At 65.3% G+C, this 14,765-nt stretch carries 14 protein-coding genes and 1 pseudogene; 3 read left to right on the top strand and 12 right to left on the bottom strand.

Annotated elements, in window-relative coordinates:
- Window positions 1–121: pseudogene (gene purU, locus GB927_RS28035) on the bottom strand (formyltetrahydrofolate deformylase); the annotation flags it as partial.
- Window positions 122–469: 348 nt separating this feature from the next.
- Between purU and GB927_RS28030 the strand changes: the two are divergent.
- Window positions 470–1,657: a hypothetical protein gene (locus GB927_RS28030; protein ID WP_256120519.1), complete on the top strand. Its 1,188-nt coding sequence runs from the start codon at window positions 470–472 to the stop codon at window positions 1,655–1,657.
- Here the strand turns inward: GB927_RS28030 and GB927_RS28025 are convergent.
- From GB927_RS28025 to GB927_RS27990, 8 genes are read right to left on the bottom strand one after another with little or no spacing between them, the layout of a single operon-like run.
- Window positions 1,647–2,660, bottom strand: a complete 1,014-nt coding sequence (locus GB927_RS28025; protein ID WP_256120518.1) for a succinylglutamate desuccinylase/aspartoacylase family protein — start codon at window positions 2,658–2,660, stop codon at window positions 1,647–1,649. The genes GB927_RS28030 and GB927_RS28025 overlap by 11 nt on opposite strands.
- A gap of 12 nt (window positions 2,661–2,672) precedes the next feature.
- Complete coding sequence (locus GB927_RS28020; RefSeq protein ID WP_256120517.1) at window positions 2,673–3,017, bottom strand: RidA family protein; 345 nt, start codon at window positions 3,015–3,017, stop codon at window positions 2,673–2,675.
- A 26-nt stretch (window positions 3,018–3,043) separates the two neighbouring features.
- Entirely contained in the window at window positions 3,044–4,345 is a 1,302-nt protein-coding gene (locus GB927_RS28015; RefSeq protein ID WP_256120516.1) for an alanine racemase, read from the bottom strand.
- Window positions 4,338–5,270 carry an amidohydrolase family protein gene (locus GB927_RS28010; protein ID WP_256120515.1) on the bottom strand — a complete coding sequence of 311 codons (933 nt, stop codon included), beginning with the start codon at window positions 5,268–5,270 and terminating at the stop codon, window positions 4,338–4,340. The genes GB927_RS28015 and GB927_RS28010 overlap by 8 nt, the downstream gene beginning before the upstream one ends.
- Window positions 5,267–6,208, bottom strand: a complete 942-nt coding sequence (locus GB927_RS28005; protein ID WP_256120514.1) for an ABC transporter permease — start codon at window positions 6,206–6,208, stop codon at window positions 5,267–5,269. The genes GB927_RS28010 and GB927_RS28005 overlap by 4 nt, the downstream gene beginning before the upstream one ends.
- On the bottom strand, window positions 6,205–7,170 hold the full coding sequence (locus GB927_RS28000; RefSeq protein WP_256120513.1) for an ABC transporter permease: 966 nt from the start codon (window positions 7,168–7,170) through the stop codon (window positions 6,205–6,207). Before GB927_RS28000 ends, GB927_RS28005 begins: the two co-directional genes overlap by 4 nt.
- The gene (locus GB927_RS27995) at window positions 7,167–8,675 is read right to left on the bottom strand and encodes a sugar ABC transporter ATP-binding protein (RefSeq protein WP_256120512.1); all 1,509 of its coding nucleotides are present in this window, start codon (window positions 8,673–8,675) and stop codon (window positions 7,167–7,169) included. The genes GB927_RS28000 and GB927_RS27995 overlap by 4 nt, the downstream gene beginning before the upstream one ends.
- A 19-nt stretch (window positions 8,676–8,694) precedes the next feature.
- On the bottom strand, window positions 8,695–9,747 hold the full coding sequence (locus GB927_RS27990; protein WP_256120511.1) for an ABC transporter substrate-binding protein: 1,053 nt from the start codon (window positions 9,745–9,747) through the stop codon (window positions 8,695–8,697).
- A 229-nt stretch (window positions 9,748–9,976) separates the two neighbouring features.
- Here GB927_RS27990 and GB927_RS27985 point away from each other — a divergent pair, with 229 nt between their 5' ends.
- Entirely contained in the window at window positions 9,977–10,762 is a 786-nt protein-coding gene (locus GB927_RS27985; protein WP_256120510.1) for an IclR family transcriptional regulator, read from the top strand.
- Window positions 10,763–10,770: 8 nt separating this feature from the next.
- On the opposite strand, the gene GB927_RS27980 is transcribed toward GB927_RS27985, so the two are convergent.
- The gene (locus GB927_RS27980; RefSeq protein ID WP_256120509.1) at window positions 10,771–11,979 is read right to left on the bottom strand and encodes a TIGR03862 family flavoprotein; all 1,209 of its coding nucleotides are present in this window, start codon (window positions 11,977–11,979) and stop codon (window positions 10,771–10,773) included.
- A gap of 98 nt (window positions 11,980–12,077) precedes the next feature.
- Between GB927_RS27980 and GB927_RS27975 the strand changes: the two genes are divergently transcribed.
- Complete coding sequence (locus tag GB927_RS27975; protein WP_256120508.1) at window positions 12,078–12,479, top strand: (R)-mandelonitrile lyase; 402 nt, start codon at window positions 12,078–12,080, stop codon at window positions 12,477–12,479.
- Between the two features lie 3 nt (window positions 12,480–12,482).
- Here GB927_RS27975 and GB927_RS27970 read toward each other — a convergent pair whose 3' ends face one another.
- Together GB927_RS27970 and GB927_RS27965 are read right to left on the bottom strand one after the other, a co-directional pair.
- Complete coding sequence (locus GB927_RS27970; protein WP_256120507.1) at window positions 12,483–12,941, bottom strand: hypothetical protein; 459 nt, start codon at window positions 12,939–12,941, stop codon at window positions 12,483–12,485.
- Window positions 12,942–12,995: 54 nt separating this feature from the next.
- Window positions 12,996–14,618, bottom strand: a complete 1,623-nt coding sequence (locus GB927_RS27965; RefSeq protein WP_256120506.1) for an ABC-F family ATP-binding cassette domain-containing protein — start codon at window positions 14,616–14,618, stop codon at window positions 12,996–12,998.
- Window positions 14,619–14,765 lie beyond the last annotated feature (147 nt).

The raw sequence follows: 14,765 nt of genomic DNA, 5'->3' as shown, positions 1-14,765 counted from the left end.
CCAGGTCGTCGAACTGCGAACTGTCGGAGATATAACACCCCTTCTCGGCGAGGTAGCCGGTGATCGCGGCGACGATGCCGCGGGTCGATTGGCAGGATACGGTCAGCACATGGCTCTTCATCGGTTCCATCTCGCGTTCGGCCGATGCTGGGGCAAGCATCGGCGATCCCCTTCTCATGCGGCCGCACAAGCGGCATGGCGCATATTTCAGGCCGCTCGCGCCAGCGCAAGCCCCTGCAATGACGAGAAGCTACGCCGCCTCTTGCAAGGAATCCCTCCGGTTCGCGACATCCAATGCGTCGAAAATGCCAAGAGGCCGGCCCTCGCCTGTTTGCGACGCCGGGAAAGGCTCCGCCATGAGGGGTTTGACCCGCCGATTCTTTCAGCAATGCAAGGCCGCCGAAAATCCGTCTGGACACTATTATGGACACATGTTCTATAAAATGGACAGATTCGACAGGAGCCCGCCATGCATCTTTCCATGTGGACCTACCCCTGGGACATCCAGGACCAGGGGCTGGAGGCGTTTGCCGCCGAGCTTTCCGGCCGCGCCGGCCTCAACACGGTGAGCCTTGCGACCTCCTACCATGCCGGCCGCTTCCTGCAGCCACGCAGCCCGGCGCAAAAGGCCTATTTCCCGGAGGACGGCACGGTCTATTTCCGCCCCGACGAAACGCTCTGGCAGGGCAAGACCATCCGCCCGCTGATGGCGCAAAACGTTGTCGAGCGCGGCGACATGCTGGCGGCGCTGACGACGGCGCGCGAAAAAACCGGCCTGAAGGTCTCGTGCTGGACGGTCTGCCTGCACAACAGCCGCCTCGGCATGCTGCACCCGGACCACATCACCCGAAATGCCTTCGGCAACGCCAACTATTACAATCTCTGCCCGTCGAGCCCCGCCGCACGCGACTATGTCGTCACCCTCGTGCGCGACATCACCACCAATTACAAACCCGACATGCTGGAGCTCGAAAGCCCGAATTTCATGGGTTTCGCGCACGAATATCACCACGAAAAGGACGGCGTCGGCTTGAATGCCGAGGACGATTTTCTGCTGTCGCTCTGCTTCTGCGACCATTGCACCGCCCGCGCCGAAAAGGCGGGCGTACCCATGGAAGGCGCCCGCAGGACCGTCGCCCGCTTCATCGCCGAACTCTGCGAGCGCGCCGTGCCGGAGAAACAATTCCCGGATTTCCCCGAAGCCGGCATCGACGCCTTCCGCGACCACCCGGATCTGCACGCCTTCCTCGCCTGGCGCAGCGAGCCGGTGACGAGCCTGATCGGCGAGATCAAGGCCGCCGCAGACTCCGCCACCCGCATCGTGCTGATCGACCTCAAGGACGGCTGGCTCGGCGGCGTCGATCTTGCAGTCGTGGGAAAACTCTGCGACGGCGCGATCCTCTGCTGCTACGACATGACGCCGGAGGCCGTCGGCGAGGTCATCCGCACCGGCAGGGCCGCGCTGGGTGAAGAAAAATTCCTCGGGCTCGGCCTGCGCGTCTTTTACCCCGAGGTCGGCGAGCCGGCGATCCTCGCCGCACGCGCCAAGGCCGCCGTCGACGCGGGCGCCGACGGCGTGAATTTCTACAATTACGGGCTTATCCCGGCAAAACGTCTCGATTGGGTGAAGGAGGCCGTCGACGCAATCAACCCATGATCGGCTCGGCGACCTGGATCAGGCAATCGCCGGCCTGGCTGTCGCAATGCAGGCGGTGGGAAATGACGATGCCGCCTTCGGCAAAGTGCAGCGCCTCTTCCGCCTGCTCCAGCCGTTCGAGATCGTGATACCAGCCGGCCAGATCGCCCGCCGAGACCACGGCCCCCAGCGCCACCGCCGGCTCGAACCAGCCGCGCCGGCTGGCATAGATGCCCTGGCTGTGGCGGGAGAGCGAAAGCAGCTGCAACGCCTGCGGCGCCGGAAGGACTTCGCGTGACAAAACCGGCGTTTCGACAAGGCCAAGCGCCACGAGCAGCCGGTCGATCGCCGCCGCCGTAAAAGCCATCGTCTCCGGCGTCACCGTCCCGCCGCCGCCGAATTCACCGGAAAGGCCGATCGTGCCGGCCCGGCCCGCGGCCCCCATCGAGGTCGGCGCCGTCGGCCCGTTATCGGCAATGAAAGCGTGCGAGGCACCCATCGCCCGCATCAGCGAAACCGAGCGCTCGAAGCGGGCCGCATCCGCCTGCCGCTCGATCAGCGTGCAGGGCAGGTGCGCCATGGACGTGCCGCCCGAGTGCAGGTCGAGCACCACGTCATGCGCCGGGAAAAGCGTGTGTTCGAGGAAATGCGCCATCCGCGCCGTCGGCGTGCCGGCTGGATCGCCGGGAAAGGCTCGGTTGAGATTGCCGCCATCGAAGGGCGAGCACCGCTTCGCCGCCATCACCGCCGGCAGGTTGGCCATCGGCAGAATGGTGATCGCACCGCGGATCTTGTCGACATCGAGCAAGCGCATAAGCCGCCCGAGCTGAAGCTCGCCCTCATACTCATCGCCATGGTTGCCCGCCATCAGCAGCACGCTCGGCCCTGCGCCATTCTTGAGGCGCAGGATCGGGATGCGGATCTGATAATAGGGCGAACGGTCGACCGAATAGGGAATGGCAAGATGACCGGCCTGCCGGCCATCCTGCGCAAAATCGATCGGATTGACGATACCGCTGTGCATTTGTTTCTCCCGTCAGAGGGCGGCGACGGCGGTCATCTCGACGCGCAGGTCCGGATCGGCCAGCCGCGCCTCGACGCAGGCCCGTGCCGGCGGGTTCTCCGGGTCGATCCAGGCATCATAGACGCCGTTCATCGCCTCAAAATCGACGATCGCCGGCAGGAAGACGTTGACGGCGAGCAGCTTCGAGCGATCCGTACCGGCTTCCTTCAGGAGGGCGTCGATCTTGCCGAGCACGTCGCCCGTCTGGCCCTCGATGCCGGCCTTGCGGTCTTCCGCAACCTGGCCGGCAATATAGACGAGCCCACCGAAGCTGACGGCCTGGCTCATGCGCGAGCCCTTCTGGTAGCGTTGGATCATGGGGAATTCCTTTCTGCTTGGGAAGATCAGCCGAAGCTGGTGAGATAGGCCGTCGTGACCGTGCGGTCGGGATCGAGGCCGTAGAGAATGGCGTGCCGGTCGAGGCAGGTGCAGGGATGCGAGATGCCGAATTCGACCACGTCGCCGACGCGGACGTCGTCGCTGGGAAGCTGCACGAAGGCGTGCTGGTCGTTGAGGCGCAGCACCTCGGCACCGGTAAAATCGCCAAGCGGTGCACCGTCGCGATAGAGCGCAAGCGGCCGCGGCAGGCCCTGGTCGATCGCGACATCGCGCAGGCCCATGCCGCAGATCGCCAGCCCCGGCTCCGGCAGAGAGAGGACTTCCGCCCAGACCCGCAGCGCCGGCTGAAAGCCCTGCGCGGCCGAGATCGTTTCCCCGCCGACGCGGAAACCGCCGCGATCATCGAGGCCGGTGAGGCCACGTTCATAGACGCCGTGATCGTGAAAGAAGATCGCCCCGCTGCGCAGCACCAGACGGCAGGCGGGATCGGCCGCGACGGCAGCAGAAAGCCCGGCGACCACCCGGTCGAAAAAGACCGAGCCGCCGGCCGTCAGCAGAAGCGGGCGTTCCAAGCCGATGCGGGCACGAACCTGCGGCAGGAAGGCCGCGGTCATCGCCATCAGCGCATCGATCCGACGCAGGGTTTCCGCCGCATCCGCGGTGGCGGCAGCGCCTTCATAGGCGGCGATGCCGCTAAGCCCGAAGCGCGCGGTCTCAGCCGTGAGGATCGCGTCAAGGACAACGCCCGCGGCCTCAAGGCTGCGCGCACCGGCACGACCGGCGCCAAGCTCCACCAGGAGCCCGAGCGGCGGCAGGTCCTGCCGTTCCTGCCAGGCCGCCCGCAAGGCTTCGACGAGGGCAACGGAATCAACGAATATATGCAGCTCCGCATCGGGATAGGCGGCAAGCAGGGAGGCCAGCCGGCGCGCGGCGGCGGTGCCGCCGATCTCGTTGGCGAGGATCAGCCGGCGCTGGCCCGCCTTCAGCAACACGGCCGCCTGGCGGATATCGGCAACCGTCGTGCCCCAGGCGCCGGCGGCGATGAGCGCATCGGAAACAGCCACCGACATCGGCGTCTTGGCATGCGGCGCGATCTCGACGGCGTGGTCCTTCACATAGGCCATCATCAGCGCGACGTTTTTCGCAAAAGCCTGCCGGTCGAGCGAGATCAACGGCAATGCCATCACCCCGTCATAGGGCTTCCACCCCTGCCCGCCGATCGCATCGAGCGGCAAGGACGTGTGGCCCGGCGGAAAGCCGCGGATACGGTCGTCGATCAAGGGGCCGGTCGTTTGCAGGTCAGACATGATTTTCTCCTCTGACCGCCTCGGCAATTCCGAGGCGGTAGGTATCGTTGGCGGTCGCGAAGAACAAAGCGCGTTGCTCCGCAAGCGAGAGGGATGCGGCCACCGTCCGGAAGACGTCGTAGACCTCGTCGAAGGAAGCATGCAGCCCGGCGACCGGGAAATCGCTGGCGAACATCGCGCGTGCGGAGCCGAAACATTCGAGGCAATGGTCGATCACCGGGCGCAGGCTTTCGAGCGTCCAATCATTGTCATAGGCGACGAGATCGGAGATTTTCAACCGCACATTCGCTTCCCGGCCGAGCGCCCGCAGGCCATTGCGCCAAAGGGCCATGCCCATGTCCGTGCGATCGATCGGGCTGCCACAGTGGTTGAGCACGAAAGACGCTTCCGGAAAGGCGCGCACCAGGTCGAGCGCCTCGACCATCTGCCAGGGAAAGAGCATCAGGTCGAAAACAAGGCCGAGGCGGGAGAGATGAGAAAACCCCAGGCGCCAGGCGGGATCGGCCATGCGATGGGCGCGTGGCGCAAAGCTTCTTGTCGGGTCCGGATGCCAACTGACGATATCGCGGATGCCGACGACGTTGGGATTTGCCACTTCGGCGTCCAGCAGGCGTATCGCGCCGGGGCCATCGAGGGGAACACGGGCGACGTATCGGTGGGCAATGCCGCTGCTGCGGTTGAGGCCATCGAGCCAGCGGCTTTCCTCCAGCGGATGCGCATCCGACCAGCCGGCTTCGACATGCACGGTGGCGACGACGCTCTGGCGAGCCGCATCGGCCCGGTAGTCCTCGATGCCATAGTTGCGCAGGATCGGCGCGAGGTCGCCGGTGGCCTTCGCCTTTTCGAGCCAGGGATGGCGCTTTAGCGAGAGATCCCAGAGGTGGTGATGCGGGTCGATCACCGGGCCGTCATAACATGCCGTCATCGCCGCGCCTCGCGGCCGGAAATGAGGAGAAGCGCCAGGATCAGCGTGCCGAACATGATCGAGCGCCAGCCGGGCGAGGCATTGACGACAGTGATCAGCGCCGTCGTGGTGACGAGCAGGATCGCGCCCGGAATGGTGCCGGCATAGGTGCCGCGCCCGCCGAGGATGGAGGTGCCGCCGAGCACGACGGCGGCAATCGACGTCAACAGATAGGGATCGCCGATGCCAACATAACCCTGCCGGTTCATGCCGAGCACCAGAATGCCGGCAAGGCCCGCAAAGAAGCCAGACAATGCATAGAGAATCAGCGTGTTGCGTGTGACGCTGACGCCGGAAAGCCGGGCGGCCAGCGGATTGGCCCCAAGCGCCAGGAAGCGCGCGCCGATCGGCATGCGGTGGATGAGCAGCAGCACGACGGCCGAGACCGCCAGCCACAGGATGACGCCGGCCGGGATGCCGAGCGGCCGGGCCTGGCCGAGCAGGATGACCGCCGGATTGCTGACGGTGACCGCACTGCCACCGGCGACGATGACGAGCAGGCCTTGAAGGAACGTTGCCATGGCGAGCGTCATGATGATCGGCGGCACGCGCAGATAGGCGGCGCCCGCGCCGTTGAGGAAACCGATGCCGGTGGCGATCGACAGCGCCAGAACGATGCCGATGAGGCCGGTGGGGTCCCAGGCGGGCGAGATCAGCGGCAGCAGGATCGCCGTGACGGTGATGACGGCGCCCACCGAGAGATCGATGCCGCCCATCAGGATGACGAGCGTCTGCCCGGCGGCCGCAATGCCGATGACGGCGGCAAGCTCCAGCAGGTAGCGCAGATGGCCATAGGCGCCGAAACCGCGCAGCGTCAAGCTTGCAACGAGCCAGACGAGCGCCACCAGCAGGAAGGTCAGCAGCGGCGGATTGCGGAACAGGGATTTCACGGCATTCATCGCCTCGCCCTCCCCTTTGCAAGAAGCTCCGGCACCGCGACGGCACCGACGATGATCAGGCCCTGCGCGATATATTGCGCGACCGGCGGGAAGCCGAGGAAGAACATCACGTTGATCATCACCGAGAGCAGCAGGCTGCCGCAGATCGCGCCGCGCATCGTGCCCTTGCCGCCGAGGAAGCCGACGCCGCCGAGCACGGCCGCGGCAATGGAATTCAGCGTGAAGGGCGTGCCGATGACCGGATCGCCCGACCCCGTCTGCGCCGCGACGAAGAGGCCGGCAAGGGCCGCCAGCAGGCTGGACAGGGCGAAGGCGACGATCTTCACCTGCTCGACCGGCACGCCAGAACGAAACGCGCCAATCGGATTGTCGCCGGCCGCGTAGATGCCGAGGCCGAGCGGTGTCGCGAGAAACGCCTTCCAGGCGAGCACGATGACGACGAGCAGCAGGAAGGCGACGGGCGTGTGGCCGGCAAGCGTGATCGACAGCCAATCCGGAATGAAACCGCCAGGGCGCGGCAGCAGGATGAGCGCCACGCCGGTGATGATGAAGGAACCAGCGAGCGTAACGATGATCGCCGGCAGCCGGAGATGCGCGACGATGGCGCCGGTAACAGCGCCGATCGCGAGACCCACGAAAGCGACGGCGAGAATGCCGCCGGGCACGCCGAGCGCGGTGCCCATCGTGGTCGCGGCGATCACCGCACCGAGGCTGACGAGCGGCCCGATCGCCAGCGTGATGCCGCCGTTCAGCATGAGCAGCGCCTGCGCCATGGTGACGAGGGCGAGCGGGAACCAGTTCTGCGTGAACTTGGAAAAGCCGCCGACGGAGAGAATGCCCGGGAAAAGCACCGCATAGAGAATGAGGAAAGCGGCGACGACCAGATAGAGGCCTCCGAGGCTGCGATTGCGGCGGCGCTGGATGGCGCCATAGAGCCAGCCGGAAGAAGAAACAGCGCTCATGCGGCAGCTCCCTGCGTGTTGATGCCCATGGCCGCGCCGACGATCGCCTCTTCACTGATCGCCGCGCCCGAAAGGCTTGCGGCAACGCGGCCTTCGCGCAGCACCACGACGCGGTCGCAGAGATGTACGAGCTCCGGCGTATCGGAACTGGCGAGGATGACGAGCCGCCCTTCGGCGGCGAAGGCGCGCAGCATCAGGTAGATTTCCCGCTTGGTCTCGATATCGACGCCGCGCGTCGGGTCGTTGAGCAGCAGCACGGATGGATCGAGCGGCAGCCATTTGGCGAGCGCCACCTTCTGCTGGTTGCCGCCGGAAAGCGCCTGAACCGCGCGGGCGACGTCGCCCTTGATGGTCAGCCGGCGCGCCAGATCGGCGATCAGCCCGGCCTCCGCACCCCGATCGCGAAAACCGCCCCGGGCAAGCCGGCCGAGCGAAGGGAGGATAAGGTTGGAGGCGATGGAATGGGGCAGCACCAGCCCCTCATGCTTGCGGTCCGCCGGCACATAGACGATGCCCGCGGCATTCGCCTCGCCGACATGGGCGGGCAGCGCGCCTTTGCCGGACACTTCGGCCTTGGAAGCCTTGGCGGGGATGGCGCCGTAGAGACCAAGCAGCAGGTCTTCCTGCCCCTGCCCGACGAGCCCGCCGATGCCAACGATCTCACCGGCGCGGGCGGAAAAGCCGATATCCCGCACCAGGCCTGCCGAAAAATTCTCCACGCTGATGCGCGTCGCACCAGGATTGGCAGCCGGGCGTGGCGGGAAGAGATCGCCGGTCTCGCGGCCGACCATCAGGCGCACCAGCCCCTCGCCATCGATGCCGGCGAGCGACTGGTCGGCGGTGACGCCGCCATCCTTCAGCACCGTGACATGGGCGCAGAGCGCCTGCACCTCGTTGAGGCGGTGGGAAATATAGAGCAGGGCCGTGCCGCGATCGCGCAGCGTCCCGATCAGCCGGGCTAGAATGCCGGCCTCGTGGGCGGAGAGCGAGGAAGTCGGCTCGTCGAGGATGAGCACGCGCGGCTTGCGGAACAGCGCCTTGGCGATCTCCACCATCTGGCGGCGACCAAGCGCCAGGTCCGCCACCGGCATGTCGAGCGGCTCGGTGAGGCCCACCATGTCGCAGACGTCGCGCACGCCGCGGTGAAGCGCCCGGTAATCGATGAGGCCGAACCGGCGCGGGAAGGCGCCGAGCCCGATGTTTTCGGCAATCGACAGGTCCGCCGTCAGGCTCAGCTCCTGCTGCACCACGGCGATGCCGGCCGCGCGCGCGCCGGCCGGGCTGAAGCGCCCGACCGGCTTGCCATCGACGGAAATCGTGCCGCTATCCGGTTGGAGGGCGCCGGAAAGCAGGTTGATCAGCGTGGATTTTCCGGCACCGTTCTCGCCCAGCAGGGCATGCACCCTGCCGGGGTGAAGGGCGATATCGACGCCCTTCAGAACGGGATTGCCAAAAAATCCCTTGAACACCCGCCGGGCTTCCAGCAGGGGTTTTTGCTCCGTCATCACGGCATCCTTCACGCGATCACTGGGCCAGCAGCTTGTCGAACAGCGCCTTGTCGTAATCCGAGTAGATATAGCCGTCGGCCGGGAAATCGGCGGCGCGGGCGAGGTAGCCATCGATCGTGCTGTCATCGATGACCGGCAGCGGCACCTTGATGAAGGCCGGCACGTCCTTGCCTTCCAGCGCCTGCACGGCCGTATAGACGGAAAGCGCACCGAGCCAGTTCGGCTGCATGGTGGCCCAGCCCTTCAGGCCCTTTTCCTTCCACAGTTCCAGGAACTGGCGGGCGTTCTCGCCGCTCGTCGGCACCTGTTCGCGGCCCTGGCGATCGAAGGCCATGACGGAGCCGGCCGAGAGCGCGCCGCCGAGCGACAGCACACCGTCGATTTCCGGATTGGCGAAGAGCAGGCTGGTCATCGCTTCCTGTGCAGGGGCGACGTTGTATTCCGTGTTCGTCTCGGTGATGACTTCGAGGCCGGGATTGGCATCGAGCACCGGCTGCGCGCCCTTGCGGCGGTCGTCGCTGACGGAAATGCCGGCGGGGCCGTTCATGATGATGATCTTGCCCTTGCCGCCGAGCTGATCGACCATCCATTTGGCGGCGGTGGCGCCCCATTCGTTGGAATCGGTGTTGATCTTCGCCGTCACCTTGTCCGTGTTGACGAGGCTGTCGAAGTTCACGACGGCGATGCCCTTGTCGCAGGCATCCGAAATGACGCGATCGAGCGCGTTGGAGGAGCCGGCGATGACCACGATGGCATCTACATTGGCGTCGATCATCGACTGGATGTGCTGGATCTGCGTCTGCGCATTGCCCTGCGCGTCCGTGATCATCAGGTCCTTCACGAGGCCAGCCTTCTTCAGTTCCTCCACTTCGGCCGAAATCGTGCCTTCCGTCTGCTTCATCCAGGTCGGCACGGAATAGATGTTCGCCCAGCCGACCGTATATGGCGCTTTGCGGTCGCCCTTGATGCAATTGGCGGCGGCAGATGCGGTGCCGGCGGAAAACACAAGGAGCGCCGTGGCGGCGGCAGCGCCAGCAAGAAGGCGGCGGCTGTTCTCAAGATTGTTCATTGTCGATCCCCTTTTTTGTGCGGCAGCAGGAACGGGCTTGCCATCCGTCTATGTCCAATATAGCGTACAGATGATCTAAATACTGGACGGCGCGATCTTATGCCGTTTTTTCCGCCTCGCAAGAGGGGTGCGGAAATTTCGCGCTGCGGGACCGCAGGCATGCGGATTGACAGATGTCACGGGCGGCGTGAGAAGCTTCGACGGGACGAAAAGGCAGGGACCGACGGGAATGGATGCAGTTCTGGATGAAGCAGCCGGCAAGCGCGCCCGCGGTCTCGACCGCGCCTTCGAGATCCTCGATTTCCTGCGCCAGAAGCGCCAGGCGCTGAAGCCGAACGAGATCGCGGCCCAGATCGGGGCACCGCGCTCATCGGTCTATGAGCTGGTGAACCTGTTGCTGCGCAACGGCATCCTCGAATTCACCGGTGGCGAGGGCCGCGTCTATCTCGGACGAAAACTCTATTTCCTCGGTGCGGCCTACGAGAACCATTTCGACTTCACCCGCGAATGCGAGGCGGTGCTCGAGCGGCTGGCCGACGAGACACGCGAGACGGCGCAGTTCTGCATGCTGGACGGCAACAAATACACGGTGGTGCGCATGCGCGAGGGCGCCCGGCCGTTCCGCATCTCGACGGATATCGGCCAGTCCGTGCCGATCCCATGGACGGCCTCCGGCCGCCTGCTCGTCGCGCATCGGACGGATGAGGACATTCTCACCTTCATCCCGTCGCAGGATTTCCGCCTGCCGGGCGGCGAATGGCTCGACCCGCAGCACTTCCTCGCCGAAGTACGCCAAGCCGAGCGCGAAGGCTTTTTCACCTTCAACAGCATCGTCGACAGTTTTACCCACTGCTTCGCCGTGCCTGTGATGGATGAGGGGGGCCACGCGGCCGCCACGCTCTGCCTCGTCACGCCGCGCGACGACGGGCTTGCCAACCGCGACCGCTACCTCGCTCGGCTCAAGGAGGCGGCAGCCAGCCTCAACCACGCGCCGACACGAGCGAAACGGGGTTGAGTTTCAAATCAGTTGGATAGCCAGCTATTGATCCCAAAAGCCGCGGCGCGGCCGGTGGCAAAACAGGCCGTGAGCAGGTAACCGCCAGTCGGCGCCTCCCAGTCGAGCATCTCGCCCGCGACGAAGACGCCCGGCAACGCCTTCAGCATATAGGACGCTTTGATCGCATCGAAGCGGATGCCGCCGGCCGACGAAATCGCTTCGGCGATCGGCCGGGGCCGCACGAGACGGATCGGCAGGGCCTTGATCGCCGTGGCCAGCGCCTCCGACGTCATGGCGGAAACATCGGAAAAACATTCGCGCAGCAGCGCCGCCTTGACCCCGTCGAGCCCTGCCCCCTTGCGCAGCCGGCTGGAAAAACTCGCCTTGCCGCCCTGGCGTGCAAGATCACCGGCAAGGCGCTCGACGGTCCGCCCCGGCGCCAGATCCAGCACGAGCGTCGCCGTCCCGTTCTGCTCCAGCGCATCGCGCAAGGCGGCAGCATGGGCATAGATCAGGCTGCCCTCCACGCCCATGTTCGACACGATGAACTCTCCGGGAATGGCGCCCGCCGCCGAATGCGCCGTGACACCCTTGACCGGCGCCCCGGCAAATCTTTCGACGAAAAACGGCGACCAATCCACGTCGAAGCCGCAATTGGCCGGACGCAAGGGCGCGATCCCAACGCCCCTGTCCGCAAGTGTTTCGACCCAGGCCGCATCTGAACCAAGCCGCGGCCAGCTCGCGCCGCCGAGCGCCAGAAGCACCGCGTCGAATTCCATCGTCGCCATGCCTTCCGGCGTTTCGACCAGAAGCCCCTCCGGCGCAAAACCGTGCCAGCGGTGACGTACGCGAATATCGACGCCCTCCTGTTCCAGCCGCGCCCGCCAGGCGCGCAGCAGCGGAGAGGCCTTCATCACGGTCGGAAACACGCGGCCCGACGTGCCAACGAAGGTTTCCGTGCCGAGCCCAAGCGCCCAGGCCCGCAAATCCTTCGGCGTGAAGGCATCGAGCGCCGCGCGCAGATGCTCGTTCGCCGCGCCAAAACGGGTGACGAAGCGCGCATAGGCTTCCGAATGGGTGAGGTTGAGGCCCGACTTGCCCGCCAGCAGAAATTTGCGCCCGATCGTCGGCATCGCCTCCAGCACGGTCACCGCGTGGCCGCGCGTCGACAGCATTTCTGCCGCCATCAGCCCGGCCGGCCCGCCGCCGACGATCCCGATGCGCCGCTTGTCCATTCCGCTTCCCGTCTTGAAAACCCTGGCCGTCCTCATAAATCGTCTGCGGCGGCTCCGCCAGCCGTGTATGGTCGCCGAGAGACGTGAAGGAGACGGACATGGACATCAAGCGCAACGGCACCAGCCCCTCGACGCCCGGCCCGGCGGACTATTTCACAGGCAAGGTGCGCCTCGACACGCCCTTCAAGGCGGAAGCGCCCGGACGCGCCGGCGGCGCGATCGTCACCTTCGAGCCCGGTGCCCGCACCGCCTGGCACACGCATCCGCTCGGCCAGCTCGTCATCGTCACCGCCGGCCTTGGCTGGGCGCAGCGCGAGGGCGGGCCGATCGAGGAAATCCATCCCGGCGACGTCGTCTGGTTTCCCCCCGGCGAAAAACACTGGCACGGCGCCACCGACAGGACCGCCATGACCCATGTCGCGATCGCCGAATCGGAAAACGGTTCGCCGGTGACCTGGCTGGAACAAGTGACGGACGAGCAATATCGCGGCACGGCCTGACGGTCAGGGCGCCGCGTATTTGCGCGTGAAGGGAACGCCGTTGAACGTGTGCGTGCAGCAGGCGCAGCGTGGCTCCATATGCTCGACGCGCAACTCCGGATCGACCAGCCGCAGCCGGTTTTCGCCATCGACGAAGAGACCGCTGTAATAAGAACTTTCGCCCATCCGCACGAAGGGCTTTTTCTCCGCCTCCGAGCGCGCCACCATCCAGGAGATCGGCTCCGCCTTGTCGAGCCGCGCCACCGCCTCGGCATGCACGCCGTCCCAGTCCTCGCCGACCCGCGAAAGCAGGAATTTGAAGAGCGGCGTATAATCGAGCCCGTGGCGCTGACCGCTGCGCATGGCGCCCTCATGCACGCGATCCTCGCGCCGCCGCGACCAGCGATAGTCGCCGCCCGAACCGTGGTTCACACCACGGGTCCGCGTGTTGACGCGTCGATAAAGCGGTTTCTCTCGCTGCATTCGCGCTTCCGGTCAGGCTGCCCGCCGGATTCATAGCGCATACAGCCCCAGGCGTCAGCCCGGAACGCCCGGCGCCTCATGGCCGGTCTGGGCGACATATTCGACGTAACCGCCCGGATATTGATGCACGTCGTTGCCGTTCAATTCAAGCACACGGTTCGACAAGGCACCGAGGAAATGGCGGTCGTGCGAAACGAAGAGCATGGTGCCCTCATATTCCCCCAGCGCCTTGATCAGCATTTCCTTGGTGTCGAGATCGAGATGGTTCGTCGGCTCATCGAGGATCAAGAAGTTCGGCGGATCGAACAGCATCGCCGCCATCACCAGCCGCGCCTTCTCGCCGCCGGAGAGCACCCGGCACCGCTTCTCGACATCGTCGCCGGAAAAGCCGAAGCAGCCGGCCAGCGTGCGCAACGGCCCCTGCCCGGCGCGCGGAAACTCGTTCTCCAGCCACTCGAACACCGTCATCTCGCCGTCGAGAAGATCCATCGCATGCTGTGCAAAATAACCGACCTTGACGCTCGCCCCGATCGTCACGCTGCCCTCGTCCGGCGTCGCGGCACCGGCGACGAGCTTCAGCAATGTCGACTTGCCGGCACCGTTGACGCCCATCACGCACCAACGCTCGCGGCGGCGGATGAGAAAACTGAAATCCTGGTAGATCGAACGGCTACCATAGGCCTTGTGCACGTTCTTGAGGTTGACCACGTCCTCGCCTGAGCGCGGCGCCGGCTGGAATTCGAACATGACGGTCTGGCGCCGGCGAGGCGGCTCGACGCGCTCGATCTTGTCGAGCTTCTTCACCCGGCTCTGCACCTGGGCGGCATGCGAGGCGCGCGCCTTGAAGCGCTCGATGAACTTGATCTCCTTGGCGAGCATCGCCTGCTGGCGCTCGAACTGGGCCTGCTGCTGCTTCTCGTTCTGCGCGCGCTGCTGCTCGTAAAAACCGTAGTCGCCGGAATAGGTGGTGAGCGACCCGGCATCGATCTCGATGATTTTCGTCACGATGCGGTTCATGAACTCGCGGTCGTGCGAGGTCATCAAGAGCGCGCCGTCATACCCTTTCAAAAACTGCTCCAGCCAGATCAGGCTTTCGAGATCGAGATGGTTGCTCGGCTCGTCGAGCAGCATCACATCCGGCCGCATGAGGAGAATGCGGGCCAGCGCCACGCGCATCTTCCAGCCGCCGGAAAGTTTTGCGACGTCGCCGTCCATCATCTCTTCGCTGAAGCTAAGCCCCGCCAGAACCTCGCGCGCCCGGCTCTCCAGCCCATAGCCGTCGAGCTCCTCGTAACGCGCCTGCACCTCGCCATAGCGCTCGATGATCACATCCATCTCATCGAGCCGGTCCGGATCGACCATCGCCGCTTCAAGCTCGTGCAGCTCCGCCGAGACCGTGCTCACCGGCCCCGCCCCGTCCATCACTTCGGTAACGGCGCTCCGCCCCGCCATCTCGCCGACATCCTGGCTGAAATAGCCGATCGAAACATTCTTCTCGACCGAGACCTGTCCCTCGTCCGGCGCTTCCTGCGCGGTGATCATCCGGAACAGCGTCGTCTTGCCAGCCCCGTTCGGCCCGACCAGCCCGATCTTCTCCCCCCGGTTCAGCGCGGCAGACGCCTCGATGAACAGGATACGGTGGCTGTTGGACTTGCTGATATTCTCGATGCGGATCATGGAAAAACGGGCCTCGTCGTGTCCCGCGCCCTATGCCATGACGCGGTACGGCGAGTCCATCCGATGAGGCCCTCAATACGTTTTTCCGCTTCACGCACCCTTTACCTCAAACAAAAAACCAACTGATATCTGTTTCAAGCGATTCAG

The organism is Shinella lacus (assembly GCF_010994755.1).
GTDB classification, from domain to species: Bacteria; Pseudomonadota; Alphaproteobacteria; order Rhizobiales; family Rhizobiaceae; genus Shinella; species Shinella lacus.
This window is presented reverse-complemented; position numbering and strand designations above follow the sequence as displayed.

Coding starts and splice junctions, on each gene's coding strand:
- GB927_RS28030 (WP_256120519.1), top strand. CDS start 470: ATGCATCTTTCCATGTGGACCTACCCCTGGGACATCCAGGACCAGGGG.
- GB927_RS27995 (WP_256120512.1), bottom strand. CDS start 8,675: ATGACGGAGCAAAAACCCCTGCTGGAAGCCCGGCGGGTGTTCAAGGGA.
- GB927_RS28015 (WP_256120516.1), bottom strand. CDS start 4,345: ATGTCTGACCTGCAAACGACCGGCCCCTTGATCGACGACCGTATCCGC.
- GB927_RS27970 (WP_256120507.1), bottom strand. CDS start 12,941: ATGCAGCGAGAGAAACCGCTTTATCGACGCGTCAACACGCGGACCCGT.
- GB927_RS27990 (WP_256120511.1), bottom strand. CDS start 9,747: ATGAACAATCTTGAGAACAGCCGCCGCCTTCTTGCTGGCGCTGCCGCC.
- GB927_RS27985 (WP_256120510.1), top strand. CDS start 9,977: ATGGATGCAGTTCTGGATGAAGCAGCCGGCAAGCGCGCCCGCGGTCTC.
- GB927_RS27965 (WP_256120506.1), bottom strand. CDS start 14,618: ATGATCCGCATCGAGAATATCAGCAAGTCCAACAGCCACCGTATCCTG.
- GB927_RS28025 (WP_256120518.1), bottom strand. CDS start 2,660: ATGCACAGCGGTATCGTCAATCCGATCGATTTTGCGCAGGATGGCCGG.
- GB927_RS28020 (WP_256120517.1), bottom strand. CDS start 3,017: ATGATCCAACGCTACCAGAAGGGCTCGCGCATGAGCCAGGCCGTCAGC.
- GB927_RS27980 (WP_256120509.1), bottom strand. CDS start 11,979: ATGGACAAGCGGCGCATCGGGATCGTCGGCGGCGGGCCGGCCGGGCTG.
- GB927_RS28010 (WP_256120515.1), bottom strand. CDS start 5,270: ATGACGGCATGTTATGACGGCCCGGTGATCGACCCGCATCACCACCTC.
- GB927_RS28000 (WP_256120513.1), bottom strand. CDS start 7,170: ATGAGCGCTGTTTCTTCTTCCGGCTGGCTCTATGGCGCCATCCAGCGC.
- GB927_RS27975 (WP_256120508.1), top strand. CDS start 12,078: ATGGACATCAAGCGCAACGGCACCAGCCCCTCGACGCCCGGCCCGGCG.
- GB927_RS28005 (WP_256120514.1), bottom strand. CDS start 6,208: ATGAATGCCGTGAAATCCCTGTTCCGCAATCCGCCGCTGCTGACCTTC.